The following is a 19,596-nucleotide window of genomic DNA, read 5'->3' on the forward strand; positions in this document are numbered from 1 at the left end:
ACGAAGGGACGAACCGCATGGAGCAATGGTGGTACAACCACAAGACCGGCGAAGTCGAAGAAGGACCGCAGTCGCTAGCCGTAGATCGTGATGGCCCATTCGATACTCGGGCTCAAGCCGAACACGCCCCGCAAATCATCGCGGAGCGCGCACGCAAGTGGGCAAGCGAAGATTCTGAAGACTAGACGCTCGGAGCACTCACGGGCTGTTCCCGGCCGAGGAGACTCCTAGTAGGAGTGCTCCTCTGTCGGGTACGTACCCGCGGCCACATCGGCGCGGTACTCGTCGACAGCGCCCGCGAGCGTTGCGCGCAAATCGGCGTACTGCTTAACGAACTTGGGGATGCGTCCCTTGGTGAGGCCCGCCCAGTCAGTCCAGACCAGAAGCTGCCCATCAACGTGAGGGCCGGCACCGACACCGATTGTCGGAATCGACAGTGCTTCGGTGATCTTGGCTGCGGCATCCGCGGGAACCATCTCGAGCACGACGGCAAACGCGCCAGCCTCTTGAACGGCGAGAGCGTCGGCGAGCAATTGCTCAAACCCTTCTCCGCGACCCTGGATGACGTGGCCGCCGAGACCGTGCTCGCTCTGAGGAGTGAACCCGATGTGAGCCATCAACGGGATGCCGGCATCCACGATGCGTCGGATCTGTTCGGCGCTGCGCACACCGCCTTCAAGCTTCACGGCGTGTGCCCCGGTCTCTTTCATGAAGCGGAACGCGGTATGAAGCGCCTCCTCGGAACCTGTTTCGTAGGACCCGAAAGGCATATCCGCCACGACAAAAGCGCGGGTAACAGCGCCGGCGACGGCGCGCGTCAGGGGGATCAGGTCATCGATGCTTACAGGCAGAGTGGTGTCGTAGCCATAGACATTGTTGCCAGCGGAGTCGCCGACCAGCAGGAAGTCGATGCCGGATTCGTCGAAGATTCCAGCAGTCAGCTGGTCGTAACTGGTGAGCCCAACGATCTTGATTCCGTTCTCTTTCGCCGTCTGAAAATGGCGAGTGCGAACTCGTTTGAGCTTGGCTTGGGCTTCAGCGGCGGCAGAGTCAGTCATAGCCGCCAGTCTAACGACACCGGCGCAGGGTTCAATTGGGCTACCACGGCGGCGAGTGCGCTGCAGAGATGCCCTAGAGCAAGTACCCTTAGAGCGGCAGAATCGATGTCGCAATCTCGCGGCAAAGCACGGATCGAGGGACTATATGTCAATGGACAAGCAGCGCGATTTCGTTCTTCGCACAATTGAAGAACGTGGCATCAAATTCGTTCGACTCTGGTTCACGGATGTTGTGGGAACGCTCAAGAGCGTTGCTGTTGCGCCCGCCGAGATCGAGGGTGCATTCGCTGAGGGTCTTGGCTTCGACGGTTCTGCCATTGAAGGGTTCACGCGCGCCTATGAAGCAGACATGCTCGCGCATCCCGATCCCACCACTTTTCAGATTTTGCCGTGGCGCGGAGAGATCGACCCCACCGCACGCATGTTCTGCGACATCACGACGCCTGATGGCCAGCCCGCAGCATCTGACCCTCGTAACGTGCTCAAGCGCACGCTCGAGAAGGCAGCTGAGCGTGGCTTCACGTTCTACACGCATCCCGAAATCGAGTTCTACCTTCTCAAGTCGAGCAAGCTCAAGAATGGCAGCCCGCAGCCGGTAGATTCCGCTGGTTTCTTTGACAACGTTCCTGGCGGCACGGCACACGACTTCCGTCGCCGTTCGGTGCGGATGCTCGAAGACCTCGGCATCTCGGTAGAGTTCAGCCACCACGAGTCCGGCCCCGGCCAAAACGAGATCGACCTTCGTTACGCCGACGCACTCACCACTGCAGACAACATCATGACGTTCCGCACTGTCATCAAAGAAGTTGCCATTGAGCAGGGCGTGTACGCCACGTTCATGCCGAAGCCGATGTCTGGCCAGCCAGGCTCGGGAATGCACACCCACATGTCGCTCTTCGAGGGCGACCAAAATGCGTTCTACGACGCCAGCGGGCACTACCAGCTGTCGAAGGTTGGCCGCCAGTTCATGGCCGGCATTCTCAAGCACGCTCCGGAGATCACGGCTGTCACTAACCAGTTCGTCAACTCCTACAAGCGCTTGTGGGGCGGAGACGAAGCTCCGAGCTTCGTCACGTGGGGGCACAACAATCGTTCGGCTCTCGTACGAGTTCCGCTGTACAAGCCCGGCAAGGGCCAGAGCGCGCGCATTGAATACCGTGCTCTCGACTCGGCAGCAAACCCCTACTTGGCTTACTCGCTGTTGCTCGCCGCTGGGCTTAAGGGCATCGAAGAGGGCTACGAGCTTCCGCTCGAAGCCGAGGATGCCGTTGGCGACCTGTCCGAGCACGAACGCCGTGCCTTGGGTTACGAACAGCTTCCGTCGAACCTGAACCATGCGCTGAGCATTATGGAAAACTCCGAGCTCGTCGCAGAGACGCTCGGGGAGCAGGTGTTCAACTTCGTGCTGCTCAACAAGCGTCGCGAATGGAAGGCGTACCGGGCTCAGGTCACTCCCTACGAATTGGAGAGCAGCCTAGAGATCCTCTAGACCCTCCGTCACCATGTCGTCGCCGCCATACACTCTGACCGAACTCGCCAAGCTGGGTTTCTTGGAACTCAGCGAGGCCCGAGAGCGTCTTGTGGCGCTCGACCGCCCCGAAGTGCCCGCAGCGTTATTCGCGCGCGCAGCAGACCCCGATCAGGCTCTTCGGCTGCTCGTGGAACTCTCCGAGGGCTCACCGCAGCAACTCACGCCAGTGCTGGCCAACGACGAGGCCGCAGTGCGACTGGTTCGAGTCCTTGGCGCGTCTTCGGGGCTTGGCGACTTCTTTGTGCGGCATCCGCAAGAACTCGACGCGATGTGTTCGCCCATTGCGCAGCCCTACTCGCCCGAGGAATACGTTGAGCTCCTCACCGAAGTCACCAACGACCTCGAGGGCGAAGACGCGTGGGTTGCCTTGCGGGTTCGCTATCGGCGAGAGCTCGCGAAGCTGACCGCCTGGGATCTCGCGCAGGAAGACCCTCTTGCTGCTGTTGACCGTGTGGCAATGGCGTTGGCCGACTTAGCCGGTGCCGCGCTGGAAGCCTCACTGTCTGTGGCACGCCGCTCGGTGAACTTTCCAGAAGCTGACATCGCCGCTACCCGGATTGCCATCATTGGTATGGGCAAGGCCGGCGCCCGTGAACTGAACTACGTGTCGGATGTCGACGTCATTTTCGTCACTGAACCTGACGGTATTAGCGCCGACCGTGCGGTCACGATCGCTACCCCTTTGGCGGTGCAGACGATCCGCGGCATCCAAGACCTCACGGTGGAACCCGCACTGTGGGAGGTCGACACCAACCTTCGCCCTGAGGGCAAAGACGGTGCCCTTGTGCGCACGCTTGAATCGCATCTTGCCTATTACGATCGCTGGGCAGAGAGCTGGGAGTTCCAAGCACTTCTGAAGGCTCGCCCTCTTGCGGGCGACTGGGAGCTCGGCGGTCGCTACATTGAGGGCGTTTCCCCGCTCGTGTGGTCCAGTGCGTCTCGTGAGAACTTCGTGGCGTCAGTGCAGCGGATGCGCGAGCGTGTCACCGAGAACATTCCACCGCAGGAACGCGATGTGCAACTCAAGCTCGGCCCGGGTGGACTTCGCGATATTGAGTTCACGGTTCAGCTGCTGCAGCTCGTTCACGGACAAAGTGACGAAGGGGTGCGTCAAACGTCCAGCCTGCGCGCTCTCATTGCTCTCGCCGAACACGGTTATATCGGCCGCACTGAAGCTGGCGAGTTCGCTCGGGACTACCGCTTTCTCCGGCTGCTGGAACACCGCATCCAGCTGTCGAGACTTCGCCGCACCCACCTCATGCCGCGAGATCAAGATGACCTGCGCGTACTCGCTCGTGCGACGGGCATTGCGACAAGCGCGAAGGATCTCACCGAGCAGTGGCAGCGCACCAAGATTGCCGTGCGCAGACTTCATGAGCGCCTGTTTTATCGCCCGTTGCTCTCGGCCGTGGCCGCTTTGCCCGAAGAAGGCCTCGCGCTCTCGAGCGAGCAGGCCGTCGCTCGACTGGCCGCTATCGGCTTCCTCGACCCCAAAGGCGCACTAGCGCACATTGCGGCGCTCACCGGCGGCGTCTCCCGGCGGGCCACTATCCAGAAGGCTCTGCTGCCCGTGATGTTGCAGTGGTTCTCAGATGGAGCCGATCCTGACTACGGCCTCCTCGCGTTCCGCCGGCTCAGCGAAGCACTCGGTGAGGCGTACTGGTTCCTGCGCATGCTTCGCGATTCTTCTGGGGCTGCAGAGCGGCTTACTCATGTGCTCTCGGCATCCAAATACGTGGGTGGGCTCTTCGAGCGCATCCCCGAAGCTGCAGCGTGGCTGGAGCACGACAAAGAACTCAAGCCGCGCTCTCTTGCGGTGTTGCAAGACGAAGCTCGGGCCATTGTCGCCAGACACAAAGGGCACGAGGATGCCGCGGCCAAGGCGTTGCGCACAGCCCGTCGCCGTGAGATCTTACGCTTGGCCATCGGCTCGATCGTGGGAATGACCACGATTCAAGAGCTGGGCCGCGGGCTCAGCGACGTTACAACGATGATGCTCGAAGGAGCGTTGGCGATTCTCCGTCCAGAACCTGACGGAATAGAGTTCGGGATTATCGCCATGGGGCGTTTTGGGGGAGCCGAAGCAGGTTTCGGTTCCGACACCGATGTCATGTACGTCTACCGGGCAACGGACGGTACTAACGAAGAGGCTGCCAAACGAGCTGACAAGCTCGCCAAGGGGCTCACTCGCATCACTGAGGACGTCAAGCTTCCGCTCGATCTCGACCTCGACCTTCGACCCGAAGGCAAGAATGGGGCCATCGTGCGCTCCCTCGAATCGTATGCGGCCTATTACGCCCGCTGGTCGCTCACCTGGGAAGCTCAGGCGCTCTTGCGCGCCCGTGGCGTTGCCGGCGACGCCGCGCTGCTCACTGATTTCGAAGCACTCGCGAACCGCGTTCGCTACCCCTCCGTGATTTCGCCGCAGGACGTGCGTGAAGTCAAAAGGATTAAGGCTCGCGTGGAGTCTGAACGTCTTCCGCAGGCCGCGGATCCGTCCCGCCACCTCAAACTAGGCCGCGGTTCACTCAGTGACGTCGAATGGTTCGTGCAGCTCTTGCAGCTTCAGCACGGAGCTACGGTCGAAGGTTTGCGCACAACCTCAACGCTCGACGCATTGAATGCGGCGGTCGCCGAGAAGCTCGTCACTGCCTCCGACGCGGCTCGCCTGCGCGAAGCGTGGGTTCTCGCCTCCCGCGCACGTTCGGCTATCACCCTGTGGACCTCAAAGACCTCGGATGTCTTACCCACGGATCGACTTCAACTCGAGGGTGTTGCCCGCATGCTCGAATATCCACCGGGCTCAGCGAGCAAGCTCGAAGAGGACTATTTGCGCGCCACGCGTCGCGCTCGACGCGTCTTTGAGCGCCGCTTTTATGGCGTCGCTAATGTGCCGAGGTCGTAAGGCTCGAGGCAAAGTCTGGCTGCTTCTGCCATCGGCTCGGGTTGCCCTGAAACCGCTCCGAATGTTACGGGCATGTTAAACCTGTAACCACTTATGGTGCCAACGAGCGTCCCCCGGGAGCCTGAAAATCGTGTACCCCATTGTGGGGCAGCGGGTGGGTGCATCCTCGGCAGCCCCTGCTCCGTGCGCTAGGGGCAGACTACTAGTTCTACCCATAAATGGGGCGTCGAGCTGTGGCCAATAGGGTTCCTGACGTGCACTTTTCCGCCTTCACCCGAACTCGCTTTCGGCTCCGGTTGCGCCGGGATTCGAGCGATTCGCGCCCTCCTAGTGGGGTACAAAATTGTGCACAAAATGCGACAGCCTAAGTGCCGACACTCTTCTCGAACTCCTGACCCGGGTGAGACCACCTGGAGGTGTAATACGACGAAATACCCGTATTGCGGTGGGCAAATCCATCGGGCAATAATCAAGCAACTCACCGCTGAGAAGCATCCTCAGCGTCGCGGATGATCACCTTTCCCAATCACAATGTCGGGGGCATCCGTGTTCATATTTATTCTGCAACTTCGCCACATGATCGAGGGTCACCCTGAGATCTACATGTTCGCAATCTACTCGTCGCTCATCTGGGCGCTGTGGTTGCTCAAAGTCGTGTTGTCGTCGCGCTACCGTCCGTATACGGGCACGTTCACCGGAACGACGAGCGTAGTAGTGCCCGTGCTCGATGAGCCGGAGGATCTCTTTCGGGATGTGCTCGCCCGCATGGTCGAGCAACAACCGTCTGAGATCATCGTCGTCATCAACGGTGCGCCGAACCCCACACTGGAACGCATCAGTGAAGAGTTCGCTCCGCTGGTGCGCTGGGTGCACACGCCGATTCCCGGTAAGCGCAATGCCGTGATGATCGGTACGGAGCTGTCGACAGGCGACATCACCGTTCTCGTCGACTCCGACACCGTCTGGACCGACAACACCCTTTCGGAGCTGGTGCGGCCGTTCGCTGACGCGAAGGTCGGCGGCGTCACAACACGTCAGCGCATCCTTGAACCGGAGCGAAGCTGGATCACTCGCTGGGCTGACTGGCTGGAGAACTCGCGAGCTCTCTACTCGATGCCCGCTCAGAGCGTGCTCGGACAGGTCGGTTGCTTACCGGGGCGCACCATTGCGTTCCGTCGCTCGATCATGACGCGCGTCATGGACCGCTTCATGAACGAACGTTTCATGGGCGTATTTCTTGAAGTAAGCGACGATCGCACTCTGACCAACCTTGCTCTTCAAGAGGGTCACCGCACGGTGTACCAGCACACCTCGCTCGTCTATACCGATGCGCCGCTTGAGGTCAAGAAGCTCTACAAGCAGCAACTGCGCTGGGCTCGTGGCAGCCAATACAACACGCTTCGCATGCTGCCATGGATGCTGGGGCACGCACCAGTACTGGCCGTCTTCTTCCTGATGGACATTATCCTGCCGTTCCTTTTGGCTGGAGTGATCGCTGGTTGGATCTATCGCGCCATCAGCGGACAGGGATACAACTTCTACGAAGGGTTCCTCTCGGAGTATGGCGTTCAAAGCGGAGTGCTTCTCGTGCTCGCGCTCATGGTGGTGTCTTCGGTACTGAGCATGGCGATCCGACAGATTCGGCACCTCTCAGAGAAACCGATGGACTTCTTCCGCTTGCCGGCGTTCATCATCGTGTCCACTGCCTTCCTCATGCCCATCCGCCTTATTGGATTTTTCAGGATGGGGCATGCCAGCGGCTGGGGCACCCGTGCCGGGGCCTATGCCGGAGGTAACTCCAACGACCTCTTGGTCGGACAGCTCGACCACGACAGTGCGACGATCGCCGACCTGGACTTCGAACCAAGCACTGCTACTGGTGCTGTTGCCGTGCTGGAAGCGCCTCCGAGGCGGTCAACACGAGCAGCTGCTCCTGCGGCGCCACAGCGACGCCGGCTCAACCCCAAGGCCGCATGGCCTTACGTGATCGGTTTTTCAATCTTTGCAGTAGAGGCGGTTTCCATTGTTTTCTTCTCGTAGTTCCCATGTCCGAAACGGTGCAGCAGCCTGGTGGGCTGTCAGCAGCAGCCGAACCCGCTGGACGGGAGTCGGCAGTGCCGCGCTCGTGCTCACGCTCGGTGCGACAAGCGCATTCGTCTGGATTTCACCCAGCAGCACGGTAAATCAAGCTCTCAGCACGGCAGCAAAAACGGTTCTCCAAGCGGACACCGTGGCCGAGGAACGCGCTGACTGGGAGGCAGAAAAAGAGAGCCTGCTGTCGGAGATTGATGAACTTGAAGCGTCGATTGGTGTCGCCAAGAACAACCTGAAAGAAACGAATGCCCAATCGGCAGCGATCCAACAAGAGCTCTGGTCTGTTGAAGGAACGCTGAAAGCTCTTCAATCCAGTCGAGCCGAAAACGCGACGGTGGCGTCACCGTCGAAGTCGAACACGCCCAATACTTCGTCGGGTCCCGCAGCTATTACTGCCCCGTCAAAGGCCGCGATCGTGAACCCAGCCTCGACGTATCTCGGGCTCTATACCGAACAAGCACCGTTCAACTGGGCGACGTACGACTCGACCGCTACCAAGGTGGGCAGCAACCCGAACGTTGTCGGCTACTTTGGCGGCTGGGATGAGGACTTCCGTGCGAATGCGGTCACGCGTTCGTGGGAGAAGGAAACACTTCCGATTCTTACCTGGGAGTCACGACCAATTGGTTCTGGCAACGATCAGGTAGAAGAGCCCGACTACACGTTGCCCGCTATCATCGGCGATCCTGAAGCGGGCACGCCGGGAACATTCGATGACTATTTGCATCAATACGCGAAAGACATCGTGGCGACAGGACTACCTCTCGGCATCCGACTGGACCACGAGATGAACGGTGTCTGGTATCCATGGTCCGAGACAGACGGCCAAGGCAATTCGATTAACGAGAACCGCGTTGGTGACTTCGTCACTATGTGGCAGCACGTCCACGATATCTTCGCCGAGGAGGGGGCCAACGATCTCGTGATCTGGATCTGGGCACCCAACATCATCAATAACCTTCCGGCGACGCATCAATCGTCGGACTTCCTCGACGGGTTGTATCCGGGCGACGAATACGTGGACTGGGTGGGACTGTCGGGGTACCTTCGCCCCGCTTACAAGCCGGAGAACGACTTCACCTTCAGCTACACGTTTGACGCAAGTTTGAACGAGTTGCGCCGGATCACTAATAAACCAATCTTCCTGACGGAAATCGGAGCATCCGAGACGGGGGGCCACAAAGCCGGTTGGGTGACCAGTCTCTTCGAGTCGCTGGCGAAGCCAGAGAACGACGACATCATCGGAATCTCGTGGTTCAACCTTGCGGTGACCACCTACGTCGAGGGTGAGCGCTCGACCAATGACTGGCGCATCGACTCTCGCGCAGATTCTCTCGCCGCCTTCATCGAGGGCTTGGCGCGACCTGACAGCGATTTCACCCTCACCGCACGCTGAACCGATGAATAAGGAGCACAACATGAACAGCACAGCACCTTCAGCCCAGAACACCATCGGTCAGTATGGAGACGCAGAACGTCCCCGACTGAGCGTCGTCGGCACCGGATATCTCGGTGCGACTCACGCAGCGGCTATGGCAGAAATGGGGTTCGATGTCATCGGCGTCGACACCGATCCGGCCAAAGTAAAGCAGCTCAGCGAAGGAAAGGTTCCCTTCTTCGAACCAGGACTTCCGGAGCTCATCCGCACGCACGTTGCGAGCGGACGATTGCGGTTCACGACAGACCTTGCTGAGGCTACGGCGAATTCCGACATCCACTTCATCTGTGTCGGTACGCCCCAGCAGCGGGGGAGTAACGCTGCAAACCTCGATTACGTGGAGGAAGCTACGCGACAGGTCGCCCGCTATCTGACCCACGACGGCCTAATTGTCGGCAAGTCGACCGTGCCGGTAGGAACGGGAGCGCGCTTGCGTTCGATCATCGCCGATTCTGCCCCGGCAGAGGTGAATGTTGAGTTGGTGTGGAACCCTGAGTTCCTGCGAGAGGGTAAGGCAGTCGAAGATACGCTGCGCCCCGATCGGATTGTTCTGGGCGGAGTGTCACCGCGTTCTGAAGCAGCAATGCGTGCCGTCTACGCCATTCCCATCGAGACGGGAACCCCCGTGATCGTGTGCGATCTGCCGACCGCTGAACTCGTCAAAGTGAGCGCGAATGCCTTCTTGGCGACAAAGATCTCCTTCATCAACGCGATTGCCGAAGTGTGTGACGCCTCGGGCGCTGATGTAGCAGTCCTGGCTGACGCACTCGGCCACGACGTGCGCATTGGGCGGCAGTTCCTCAACGCAGGGCTGGGCTTCGGGGGCGGATGCCTTCCCAAGGACATCCGGGCGCTCATCCACCGATCGAGTGAGCTCGGCGCTACCAAGGCTGCGGCGTTGCTGCAGCAGGTCGATGAGATCAACATGTCCCAACGCTTGCAAGTCATCGGTCTCGCGATCGATGCCTGTGGTGGTTCGGTTCTCAACCGCAGAATCGGTATCCTCGGTGCGGCCTTCAAGCCACTGACTGACGATGTGCGGGATTCTCCAGCGCTCAACGTTGCGGCCGCACTCCATCTCCGGGGAGCTCAGGTCGTCGTCTACGACCCCGAAGCATCCGAAACAGCTCAGCGGATGTTCCCCACGCTCACCTATGTCGACTCGGTCGATGAGGCTGCCGCGGGATCGGACGCCCTCTTGGTCTTGACGGAGTGGGATGAGTTCAAGGCCAGCGACCCTGTGGCGCTTGGGCAGATAGTCGGCAGCCGCGTCATGATCGATGCCCGTAATTGCCTCGACGCCGCGACGTGGCGTGCAGCTGGTTGGTCGTTCAGCGGGCTAGGGGCGTCGTCGTCACGTGCTCCTGTAATCGATGGCATCGGACTGGACCTGACTCGTCGCACGCCGCAGCTCGTGAGCGCCTACTAACTCAGCCGGGACAAATAATAAGGGCCGCATCCCGAAGGATGCGGCCCTTATTGTGTGCTGTGTTAGCGCTTAGACGCCGAAGTACAGTTCGTACTCGTACGGGTGCGGGCGCTGTGCGAACGGAAGCAGTTCGTTCGTACGCTTGTAGTCAATCCAGGTCTCGATGAGGTCCTTGGTGAAGACGTTGCCTTCCATGAGGAACTCATGGTCAGCTTCGAGAGCAACAAGTGCTTCTTCGAGCGAAGCGGGCACCTGAGGAATCAGGCGTGCTTCCTCGGGAGGCAGCTCGTACAGGTCCTTGTCAACGGGCTCGTGCGGCTCAGTCTTGTTCTTGATGCCGTCGAGGCCAGCCATGAGCTGAGCAGCGAACGCGAGGTAAGGGTTACCCGATGCATCCGGTGCGCGGAACTCAATACGCTTTGCCTTGGGGTTCGTTCCGGTGATCGGGATACGGATGGAAGCCGAACGGTTTCCAGCCGAGTACACGAGGTTCACGGGAGCTTCGAATCCGGGGATCAGGCGGCGGTACGAGTTGACCGTCGGGTTGGTGAAGGCGAGCACAGCAGGTGCGTGCTTGAGCAGTCCACCGATGTACCAGCGAGCGGTGTCGCTGAGTCCGCCGTAGCCCTTTTCGTCGTAGAACAACGGGGTTCCGTCGTTCCAGAGCGACTGGTGCGTGTGCATTCCCGAACCGTTGTCGCCGAAGAGCGGCTTCGGCATGAAAGTTGCCGTCTTGCCCCACTCGTTGGCGGTGTTCTTGACGATGTACTTGAACTTGAGGATGTCGTCACCGGCGTGAACGAGGGTGTCGAACTTGTAGTTGATCTCACCCTGACCTGCAGTGCCGACCTCGTGGTGGCTGCGCTCAACCTCGAGTCCAACATCGATGAGCTTCATGACGATGTCGTCACGGATGTCTGCGTGCTGGTCAACGGGGGAGACGGGGAAGTAGCCGCCCTTGAAGGGGGTCTTGTTGGCGAGGTTTCCGCCGGCTTCGGTGCGTCCGCTGTTCCAAGCGCCTTCGCTGGAGTCGACTTCGTAGAAGCTCTTGTTGGCGCTTACTTCGTAGCGAACATCGTCGAAGATGTAGAACTCTGCTTCGGAGGCAAAGAACGCGGTGTCGGCGATCCCGGTCGAAGCGAGGTACTTTTCGGCCTTCTTGGCAACCTGGCGCGGGTCGCGAGCGTAGATCTCGCCGTTGCGGGGGTTGTAGATGTCGAAGATGATGACGAGGGTGCGCTCGACGCGGAAGGGGTCGACGTAGGCGGTCGTGACGTCAGGGATCAGTTGGAGATCCGACTCGTGGATCGACTGGAAGCCACGGATCGATGAACCATCGAAGAGCTGGCCGACAGCGAAGAAGTCTTCATCAACTGCGGCGGCGGGGATGTTGAAGTGCTGCTGGATACCGGGGAGGTCGGTAAACCGGATGTCGACGAACTTGACGTCTGTGTCCTTGATAAAATCAAGAACCTCAGACGAATTGGAAAACTTCGGATGAGACATTGAGTGGAACTCCAAGGGGTTCATTTGATGATCGGCTGTCGTTACAACCATCTCTTAGGGTACAGAAGAAGGATTTCGCAATCATCTCCGAATTGTTTCCGGCATGTTACGGAGCTGCGATTCGTTAGGCTGAACCAGTGAATCAGCATCAAGAAATTCCCGATGAATGGCCAGGTAAGCGCTTTGGGCTCCCAGCGGAAGGCCCGCGTTCGATTGGCCGACTGGGGCGCAGGCTCGTTGCTCTCGCTATCGACTGGGGCTTTGCCGTCGTCGTATCGATAGCGTTTTTCAACTACGACGCGTTCGCCACTCTCGGTGTTTTCGTCGCAGCCCAGATCGTTGTGCTGATCACCACAAACGGCAGCTTCGGACATCTCATCACTGGAATGCGCGTCGTTCCCCTTGCTGGGGGCTACCTCGGCATCTGGCGGCCCATCGTGCGCACTCTGTTGATGGCGCTCGTCATTCCCGCCGTCATTTGGGATGTCGATCAGCGAGGTATGCACGACCGCATCGCAGGCACGCTGCTCGTTCGACGCTAACCTCCGGGTTAACGCGACAGAGCCGACGAGCACAGTCGCTCATTGGCTCTGTGGCTCATCGGCTCTGGAAGCGCGAAAGGGTGATGCGGATTGTTAGGCGCGCTGTGAGCGCTGTGCGCGGGCCTTCATGGGGTCGACTCCCTTAGGAATCGGGAGGCCGTTCTTGTCGAGTGACGTCAGCCGGTTGGAGACTGCGAGAATCTCGGGCTTGCGAAGAACGTTCTTGAGACGGCCGAGGGTGGGTGCGAGCTTGTGCAACGCAACGGAGTCCGCGTCGGGTCCGACATAGATGAAGTGCACGGGAACATTGGGCAGGAAGCGATTCATCTTGCGACGCTCATCTTCCAACATCTTCTGCGTGCGGCTGCGGGGTCCTTCGCCGATGAGCGCGATGCCACCCTTGCCGATTGCGCGGTAAACAGCATCCTGCGTCTTAGGGCTGATCGCAACAGGCATTTCGCTCGCGGTCCAACCGCGACGCAGCGAACTCTTGAGCACGGCACCGACAGCACCGGGCTGGCCGGCAATTTGCGAGTAGGCGGCGCGTTCTGCGCGGCGTCCCAAAACAATGAGGAACGCGAGAAGGCCAGCCATTACACCGGCAATGATGTAAAGCACGAACCCGAAAACGTTGTCCCCGGCGAGAAGGAAAGCCAGAACGAGCCCGACCACAATGGGCAAGAGGAAAGCCAAGAGGAAGAACCAGATTGCGAGGTTGTCGTAGCGCCTCGTCATTTGGAAGACCTGGTACATCTGCTTGATGCGACCGGGTTCTTTTTGAGCCTTCGGAGCCTTCGGAGTCTTTTCGCTGCGTGCCATGCATCTAGGATACGGCCTCTGACGCCTCTATGGATTCGAAGTTCTCACGCGAGGCGTCCGTCGGCCCGTGCGGAGCACTATTCCGAGTCCTGTCCTGAGTGATCTTGTGCGATGGTGCTTGTCCACAAGCGGCTGCTGCAAGCGTCAGCGGGCGCGTATGAGGGCAAATGATGGAGTTGTGAATGACGACTCGATAGCTGGCTACCGCACGGTACGCACCCTCGCAGAGGGCTTATCCTCACGACTTGTTCTCGCGTGCCCGAGTGGTGATATCGAACGGGACGACGCCTCGAGCGTGCGTGTGATCAAACGCTTGCTTCCCGACAGCGGAGCGCTCGACCTGCTCGCCGAGATTGAGTGTCTGTCTCTAGTGCAGGGCGCTCACGCCGTCGAACTGGACGATATCGCGGCGGCCCCTGATGGCTCGCCGGCGCTGATTACGCACTGGCGCACCGCGATAACGCTGAGGCGCGTTATGCGTGAACGACAAACGCTGCGCCCCGGAGAGGTAATCACCATTCTTGCGCCGCTCGCTGCGGCATTGGATCGAGTGCACCGTGCCGGCGTCGCTCTCGGAAACCTGACAATGGACGCTGTGCACTTCGATAGCTCCGGAATGCCCTTCTTTGGAGATTTTGGCTCGGCTCGATTGCACGGCAGCATTCCAACACCAGCGGAGCTGTGCGAGGCGCCGTGGTTCCAAGAAGACCGCTCAGCCTATGCCGTCACGGCAAGCGGCGTCATCGCGGCGATGGCGCTGGAGCATGACCTCCGAACGCCGATCGCGGAGCTTTTGGCTTGGCTGTCCAGCGAGGAGCACATGCGCAGTGCTGAGTGGCAGTGGGAATGTGAACGGCGGCTGTTTGCGCTGGGAGCACCAGAGCCGGTGCGCCTGGGTCCCGCTGAGTCGACGCAGACGTTCGATGCTGTTCAGCACGCACGGGGTAGCGCGGTGACACCACATGATCGACCGCGTCCGCCGCGAACCGAACTCGATTCGGTGGTTGCCCTTCCGGAGTGGCTTCAGGGCAGGGTGGGCGAACTGGTTGCCGCGGCGAAGGATCAGGCTGTGCGCGGCAAGACGATTCTTCGGGACTGGTGTCGCCCGATCAGAAAGCGCACATGGGCTCTCGCTGCAGTCGGTGCGCTCTGTGTGGCGTTGGCGGTTGTTGTCGCGTCTTTTGACGGCACCGAAGCCCCGGCCGCTGTCGCTTCTGCTGATGGCGATTCGTCGGCAGCAGAGTCTCACCCCGAACGCGAGAACGAGGGGGAGGAGATCGCCGTTGGCTCATCAGAAGAGGGCGCCTCAGAGTCGTGGCGCAACGACCTCCCGGCTGAGCCCAAGGCGGCCCTTGACGCGTTGCTTTCGACTCGAAACGAGTGTCTACGGGATCTGTCGATTGAATGCCTTGAAGCAGTTTCCCGTTCCGATTCACCTGCGTTCGCCGCAGATTCTGCCCACATTCACAATGTGTTGAATGGTGCAGAGTTATCTTCCGACGTTCTGTTGACTGCCGCGGATGCCGCAGAGATTCAGCGGCTCGGAGACAGTGTCCTGTTCGAGTTCGTTTCTGCCGATGAAAGCAAACCGGCCTCGCTACTTCTAGTGAAGAGCGAGGCCGGTTGGCGAATCAGGAGCTATACGCTACCTGAGTGAACTGAGATCAGTTAGATTCCAAGCTTGTCAGCGAAGTCTCCGCCTTCGAGGCGGTTCTTCACGTCCACGAGGAAGCCAGCAGCGTCGGCCCCATCGACGATGCGGTGATCGTAGCTGAGCGCGAGGTAAACCATCGAACGGATGCCGATGGAATCACCATTGGCATCGCTGATCACTACGGGCTTCTTGGTCACGATTCCGGTGCCGAGGATTGCCGACTGCGGCAAGAACACGATCGGAGTGTCGAAGAGAGCGCCACGTGAACCGGTGTTGGTTAGCGTGAACGTTCCGCCCGAAAGCTCGTCAGGGGTCAACTTGTTGTCGCGGGTGCGCTGAGCAAGATCTGCGATCTCGCCAGCGAGTCCTGCGATGTCGAGTGACGCAGCGTCGCGGATAACGGGCGTAAGCAATCCACGCTCGGTGTCCACTGCGATGCTCATGTTCTCCTGGGCGGGGTACACGATGGCATTGTCTTCGATCGTCGCGTTGATGATCGGGTGAACGGTCAACGCTTCTGCGGCAGCAAGGGCAAAGAACGGCAGGAATGAAAGCTTCGTGCCAGTCTTAGCCAAGAACTCGTCTTTCACAGAGTTGCGGTAGTTAGCAACTGCAGTGACGTCAACTTCAACGACGGAAGTGAGCTGAGCAGATGACTGCATAGAGAGAACGGCACGCTCGGCGATGACCTTGCGTAGTCGCGACATCGGAACGGTGGTTCCCCGCAACGGCGAGACTTCCCGAGCTGCGGGCGCCGCGGCAGCAGGTGCCTCTGATTCAGCATCAGTTGCGGCTTCGCTTGCAGCGAGAACGTCCTGCTTGCGGATGCGACCGCCGACACCAGTTCCCGTAAGCGTGCTTACGTCGACGCCGCGCTCGTTTGCGAGCTTGCGCACGAGAGGAGTGAGGTATCCGGCTTGCGAGTCATCGCTGTCAGACGCTTCCTCGGCGGCGGGAGCCGACGCGGCAGGTGCAGCTTCGGCAGCAGGTGCCGCTTCGGCAGCGGGTGCCGCTTCGGCAACAGGTGCAGCTTCGGCAGGGGCCTCGGGCGCGGCGACCGGCGCGGCAGCAGCGGCGGGAGCCGCTGATTCTGCGGCGGGCTCGGCAACTGGCGCTTCAGGCGCAGCAGGCGCTTCGGCTTCAGCAGCGGGCGCCTCGACGACGGGAGCGGGCTCGGCCGCGGGGGCTTCAGCAGCGGGTGCTGCAGCCTCTTCGGCGGGCGCTTCGGCGGCAGGTGCTGCAGTCTCTTCAGCGGGAGCCTCTGCTGCAGCGGGAGCCGCTTCGGCAGGTGCTTCCTCAGCGGCGGGAGCAGCATCTGCGCCGCCCGATCCGTCGCCGATTTTTACCAGCGCGGTGCCAACTTCTACTGTTTCGTCTTCGGCAACCAAGATCTCTTCGATGACTCCGGCAACGGGAGAAGGAATCTCCGTGTCGACCTTGTCAGTGGAGACCTCGAGCAGGGGCTCGTCAACCTCTACACGCTCGCCGACTTGCTTCAGCCAGCGGGTCACCGTGCCCTCGGTGACACTCTCTCCGAGTGCCGGAAGGTTAACGGATTCGCTCATCAGTACTGCTCCTTTGTGATGCTTGTCATCAATAGCTTAGTTCCGTGGTTAGGCGGAGCCTAGACCGCGTGCAGCGGCTTGCCGGCCAGGGCGAGGAATGCCTCGCCGAGAGCCTCGTTTTGGGTGGGGTGTGCGTGAAGCAACGGGGTGATGTCTTCGGGGTGTGCTTCCCAGTTGACGATCAGTTGTGCTTCACCGATCAGTTCGCCAACGCGGGCTCCGATCATGTGAACTCCGACGACTGGACCGTCGACTACGCGAACGACCTTGATGGAACCAGCGGTGCCGATGATGGCACTCTTGCCGTTTCCGCTGAGGTTGTAGTCGTAGGCCTTGACGTTCTCAGCGCCGTGGGCTTCGATCGCCTTTGCTTCGCTCAGGCCGATGGACGCTACCTCGGGGTCGCTGTACGTGACCTTCGGAATGTGGAGGTCATCGATCACGATGGGCTTGAGGCCAGCGAGTTCTTCGACAACGAAGATTCCTTGCTGGAATCCACGGTGAGCGAGCTGGAGGCCAGGAACGATGTCTCCGACGGCGTAGACGCCAGGAATGTTGGTGGCGAGGCGCTCGTTCGTGAGAACGAAGCCGCGGTCCATCTCAATGCCGACTTCTTCGAAGCCGAGTCCAGCGGTCGACGGGCCACGGCCGACGGCAACGAGCAGGAGCTCGGCTTCGACCGTTTCGCCGTTTTCCAAAGTAACGACGACGCCGTCGTCGTTCTGCTCGACGCTCTTGAAGCGAACGCCGGTGTGGAAGTTAATGCCACGACGGCGGAATGCTCGTTCAAACTGCTTGCTGACCGACTCGTCTTCCATGGGAACGAGGTGGGGGAGACCTTCAATAATGGTGACGTCGGCTCCCCAGCTCTTCCAGACGCTCGAGAATTCAACGCCGATGACGCCGCCACCGAGCACTGCGACCTTCTTCGGAACGAAGTCGAGTTCAAGTGCCTGTTCGGAGGTGATGACGCGGCCACCGATTTCGAGTCCTGGCAGCGAGCGAGAGTAGGAGCCAGTCGCCAAAATGACGTTCTTGCCTACTACGGTGTCTTCGCCAACCTGAACGGTGTTGGGCGCGACGAGCTTGCCTTCGCCCTCGATGACGGTGATACCGCGCATCTTGATGAGGCCCTGCAGGCCCTTGTACTTGCTCGCGACGATGTCTTGGCGGTACTTGGTTACCGCTGAGATGTCGATGCCGTCGAGTGTGGCGGTGACGCCATACTTCGCTGCTTCGCGCGTCACGTCAGCGACCTCTGCGGAGTGCAAAAGCGCCTTGGTCGGAATGCAGCCCACGTGCAGGCAAGTGCCACCGAGCTTGTTCTTCTCGATCAGGCCAACGGTCATCCCGAGTTCGGCGGCGCGCAACGCAGCTGCGTAGCCACCGCTTCCTCCACCAAGAACGACAAGGTCAAAATTGTGCTCAGCCAATACAGCAGCTCCTCTGTAAGGAAATTTTTCGTCGGAACGCACTGTGTGTAGTCAGTGCGACCGGATGGTGCGGAAAGATCCCGCGTTTAAAAAACCTTACTACGGACGAGAAAATTCCTCGGCCAGTTCAATGAGTGTTCGAACACCGATTCCAGTGGCGCCCTTGCCGACGTAGCCCCAACCTCCGCCGCGGTTGTCTGACGGACCGGCAATATCGATGTGAGCCCACGGGATGGTTTCGGTGCTGTTGGGGCGCTTTCCTACGAAGTCCCTAAGGAACGCGGCCGCGATGAGCATGCCTCCAGCGGTGTTGCCTGGCTTGATATTGGCGATATCGGCAATATCAGACGCGAGCAGTGGGCGGAGTTCAGGGCTAATCGGCATCGCCCAGAAGGGCTCGCCCACACGGTCTGCAACCGCGACCACTTGGTTGACGAGAGCTTTATCACCCATCGTGCCGGCGTAGCGGTTACCCAAAGCGACAACGGCTGCGCCGGTGAGTGTTGCAATGTCCACGATGGCGTCGGGGTTCTCTTCGCTGGCAGCGACCAGACCGTCAGCCATGACAAGTCGACCTTCGGCATCCGTGTTGAGAACTTCGACGGTTTTTCCGCCGCGGATTGTCAACACGTCATTGGGTCGAATTGCGCTGCCAGAGGGCATGTTCTCGGCGAGGCAGAGCCACGCGGTCAATCGCACGTTGGTGCCGAGCTTCGCGCACGCTTCGACAACGGCCATGACAGTCGCTGCTCCGCTCATGTCAAACTTCATGCCGATCATGCCGAGTCCAGGCTTGAGCGAGAGCCCGCCCGAATCGAACGTGATTCCCTTGCCAACAAGTGCGAGGTGCTTTGCGGAGTCAGAAGGGGTGTAGCTGATTTTTACGAGGCGAGGACCGCGAGTGGATCCTTGGCCGACTCCGAGAATTCCACCAAAGCCGCCCTCTTCGAGTTCTTTTTCTGCGTAGACCTCTACTGCGACGTTGTCGAGCGACGCGAGTTCACTCGCACGATCGGCGAAGGTTTCGGGGTAGAGCTCTCGGGGGGCCTCGTTGACCATGTCGCGAGTGACGTGCGTGGCATAAGCGATTACGGTCGCGCGTTCAATGAGCGCGGCATCCGCAATGGGGCTCACTACGGTGATGTCGGTTGCGAGCTTCTTGCTCGCTTCGGGAGTAGTTGAGCGATAAGCATCATAGGAGTAAGCGCCGATCGCAGCGCCCTCGAGTACAGCGAGCGTTTCCTCACTCGACTGCGCTCCGAGGGACAGAGTGATGTGCGGTGCCCCTCGCAATTGGCGAGCGGCTGAACCGGCGGCGTAACGCAAGGATTCGACGGTGGGGGAGGCATCTCCGAGACCGATGAAGGCGACTGCCGGAGCGGCGATATTGGTGGCAGGAATGCGGTGAAGTTCGTCAGCGGCACCGGTCGCGCCAATGACGCTCAGGGCCTGCTCGAACGCTGCAAGTTGCGACGACGTGTCTACAAGCTTCGGCCCGGTGTCGGTTTTCACCACCCCGATAACGAGAACATCGGATTCGACTTCGGAGGCGGGCGCGGTGGACAAGTGCAACGTAGCAACGGTCATGTCCTCATGATAACCAGCATCCGCCTTCGTGTTCG

At 60.1% G+C, this 19,596-nt stretch carries 14 protein-coding genes; 8 read left to right on the plus strand and 6 right to left on the minus strand.

What is annotated here, in order from left to right; genetic code table 11:
- The first annotated feature begins 17 nt into the window (after positions 1 to 17).
- Positions 18 to 185: a methionine aminopeptidase gene (locus I6E51_RS07565; protein ID WP_197105765.1), complete on the plus strand. Its 168-nt coding sequence runs from the start codon at positions 18 to 20 to the stop codon at positions 183 to 185.
- Between the two features lie 42 nt (positions 186 to 227).
- On the opposite strand, the gene panB is transcribed toward I6E51_RS07565, so the two are convergent.
- Positions 228 to 1,058 (minus strand): 3-methyl-2-oxobutanoate hydroxymethyltransferase, encoded by an 831-nt coding sequence (panB, locus tag I6E51_RS07570; RefSeq protein ID WP_197109873.1) that lies wholly within the window; start codon positions 1,056 to 1,058, stop codon positions 228 to 230.
- A gap of 151 nt (positions 1,059 to 1,209) precedes the next feature.
- On the opposite strand from panB, the gene I6E51_RS07575 reads away from it, so the two are divergent.
- The 5 genes from I6E51_RS07575 to I6E51_RS07595 all read left to right on the plus strand — a co-directional run bounded on the left by I6E51_RS07575 (position 1,210) and on the right by I6E51_RS07595 (position 10,455).
- Positions 1,210 to 2,547 carry a glutamine synthetase family protein gene (locus I6E51_RS07575; protein ID WP_197105763.1) on the plus strand — a complete coding sequence of 446 codons (1,338 nt, stop codon included), beginning with the start codon at positions 1,210 to 1,212 and terminating at the stop codon, positions 2,545 to 2,547.
- A gap of 13 nt (positions 2,548 to 2,560) precedes the next feature.
- A complete protein-coding gene (locus I6E51_RS07580; protein WP_197105762.1) occupies positions 2,561 to 5,494 on the plus strand; it encodes a bifunctional [glutamine synthetase] adenylyltransferase/[glutamine synthetase]-adenylyl-L-tyrosine phosphorylase in 2,934 nt (977 codons plus the stop codon).
- A gap of 546 nt (positions 5,495 to 6,040) precedes the next feature.
- Positions 6,041 to 7,534, plus strand: coding sequence for a glycosyltransferase family 2 protein (locus tag I6E51_RS07585; protein WP_197105761.1), 1,494 nt, complete (start codon positions 6,041 to 6,043; stop codon positions 7,532 to 7,534).
- On the plus strand, positions 7,518 to 8,984 hold the full coding sequence (locus I6E51_RS07590) for a glycosyl hydrolase (RefSeq protein WP_197109874.1): 1,467 nt from the start codon (positions 7,518 to 7,520) through the stop codon (positions 8,982 to 8,984). Before I6E51_RS07585 ends, I6E51_RS07590 begins: the two co-directional genes overlap by 17 nt.
- A gap of 22 nt (positions 8,985 to 9,006) precedes the next feature.
- Entirely contained in the window at positions 9,007 to 10,455 is a 1,449-nt protein-coding gene (locus tag I6E51_RS07595; protein WP_197109875.1) for a UDP-glucose/GDP-mannose dehydrogenase family protein, read from the plus strand.
- Positions 10,456 to 10,524: 69 nt separating this feature from the next.
- On the opposite strand, the gene glnA is transcribed toward I6E51_RS07595, so the two are convergent.
- Positions 10,525 to 11,961 (minus strand): type I glutamate--ammonia ligase, encoded by a 1,437-nt coding sequence (gene glnA, locus I6E51_RS07600; RefSeq protein WP_197105758.1) that lies wholly within the window; start codon positions 11,959 to 11,961, stop codon positions 10,525 to 10,527.
- 137 nt (positions 11,962 to 12,098) lie between these two features.
- Here glnA and I6E51_RS07605 point away from each other — a divergent pair, with 137 nt between their 5' ends.
- Positions 12,099 to 12,503, plus strand: coding sequence for an RDD family protein (locus tag I6E51_RS07605; RefSeq protein WP_197109876.1), 405 nt, complete (start codon positions 12,099 to 12,101; stop codon positions 12,501 to 12,503).
- A 93-nt stretch (positions 12,504 to 12,596) separates the two neighbouring features.
- Here the strand turns inward: I6E51_RS07605 and I6E51_RS07610 are convergent, their stop codons facing one another.
- Positions 12,597 to 13,322: a DUF4191 domain-containing protein gene (locus I6E51_RS07610; RefSeq protein ID WP_197105756.1), complete on the minus strand. Its 726-nt coding sequence runs from the start codon at positions 13,320 to 13,322 to the stop codon at positions 12,597 to 12,599.
- A gap of 178 nt (positions 13,323 to 13,500) precedes the next feature.
- Here I6E51_RS07610 and I6E51_RS07615 point away from each other — a divergent pair, with 178 nt between their 5' ends.
- The gene (locus tag I6E51_RS07615) at positions 13,501 to 14,979 is read left to right on the plus strand and encodes a hypothetical protein (protein WP_197109877.1); all 1,479 of its coding nucleotides are present in this window, start codon (positions 13,501 to 13,503) and stop codon (positions 14,977 to 14,979) included.
- Positions 14,980 to 14,990: 11 nt separating this feature from the next.
- Here the strand turns inward: I6E51_RS07615 and sucB are convergent, their stop codons facing one another.
- The 3 genes from sucB to I6E51_RS07630 all read right to left on the minus strand — a co-directional run bounded on the left by sucB (position 14,991) and on the right by I6E51_RS07630 (position 19,561).
- Positions 14,991 to 16,541 (minus strand): 2-oxoglutarate dehydrogenase, E2 component, dihydrolipoamide succinyltransferase, encoded by a 1,551-nt coding sequence (sucB, locus tag I6E51_RS07620; protein WP_197109878.1) that lies wholly within the window; start codon positions 16,539 to 16,541, stop codon positions 14,991 to 14,993.
- 59 nt (positions 16,542 to 16,600) lie between these two features.
- Positions 16,601 to 17,974 carry a dihydrolipoyl dehydrogenase gene (lpdA, locus tag I6E51_RS07625; RefSeq protein ID WP_197109879.1) on the minus strand — a complete coding sequence of 458 codons (1,374 nt, stop codon included), beginning with the start codon at positions 17,972 to 17,974 and terminating at the stop codon, positions 16,601 to 16,603.
- A gap of 99 nt (positions 17,975 to 18,073) precedes the next feature.
- Positions 18,074 to 19,561, minus strand: coding sequence for a leucyl aminopeptidase (locus I6E51_RS07630; protein ID WP_197109880.1), 1,488 nt, complete (start codon positions 19,559 to 19,561; stop codon positions 18,074 to 18,076).
- Positions 19,562 to 19,596: the final 35 nt, after the last annotated feature.

This window comes from Salinibacterium sp. NSLL17, assembly GCF_015864935.1.
Taxonomy (GTDB): domain Bacteria; phylum Actinomycetota; class Actinomycetes; order Actinomycetales; family Microbacteriaceae; genus Rhodoglobus.

What these genes read in the sequence shown, in the direction of transcription:
- I6E51_RS07565 (WP_197105765.1), top strand. Translation starts at nt 18, where the DNA reads ATGGAGCAATGGTGGTACAACCACAAGACCGGCGAAGTCGAAGAAGGA.
- panB (WP_197109873.1), bottom strand. Translation starts at nt 1,058, where the DNA reads ATGACTGACTCTGCCGCCGCTGAAGCCCAAGCCAAGCTCAAACGAGTT.
- I6E51_RS07575 (WP_197105763.1), top strand. Translation starts at nt 1,210, where the DNA reads ATGGACAAGCAGCGCGATTTCGTTCTTCGCACAATTGAAGAACGTGGC.
- I6E51_RS07580 (WP_197105762.1), top strand. Translation starts at nt 2,561, where the DNA reads ATGTCGTCGCCGCCATACACTCTGACCGAACTCGCCAAGCTGGGTTTC.
- I6E51_RS07595 (WP_197109875.1), top strand. Translation starts at nt 9,007, where the DNA reads ATGAACAGCACAGCACCTTCAGCCCAGAACACCATCGGTCAGTATGGA.
- glnA (WP_197105758.1), bottom strand. Translation starts at nt 11,961, where the DNA reads ATGTCTCATCCGAAGTTTTCCAATTCGTCTGAGGTTCTTGATTTTATC.
- I6E51_RS07610 (WP_197105756.1), bottom strand. Translation starts at nt 13,322, where the DNA reads ATGGCACGCAGCGAAAAGACTCCGAAGGCTCCGAAGGCTCAAAAAGAA.
- sucB (WP_197109878.1), bottom strand. Translation starts at nt 16,541, where the DNA reads ATGAGCGAATCCGTTAACCTTCCGGCACTCGGAGAGAGTGTCACCGAG.
- I6E51_RS07630 (WP_197109880.1), bottom strand. Translation starts at nt 19,561, where the DNA reads ATGACCGTTGCTACGTTGCACTTGTCCACCGCGCCCGCCTCCGAAGTC.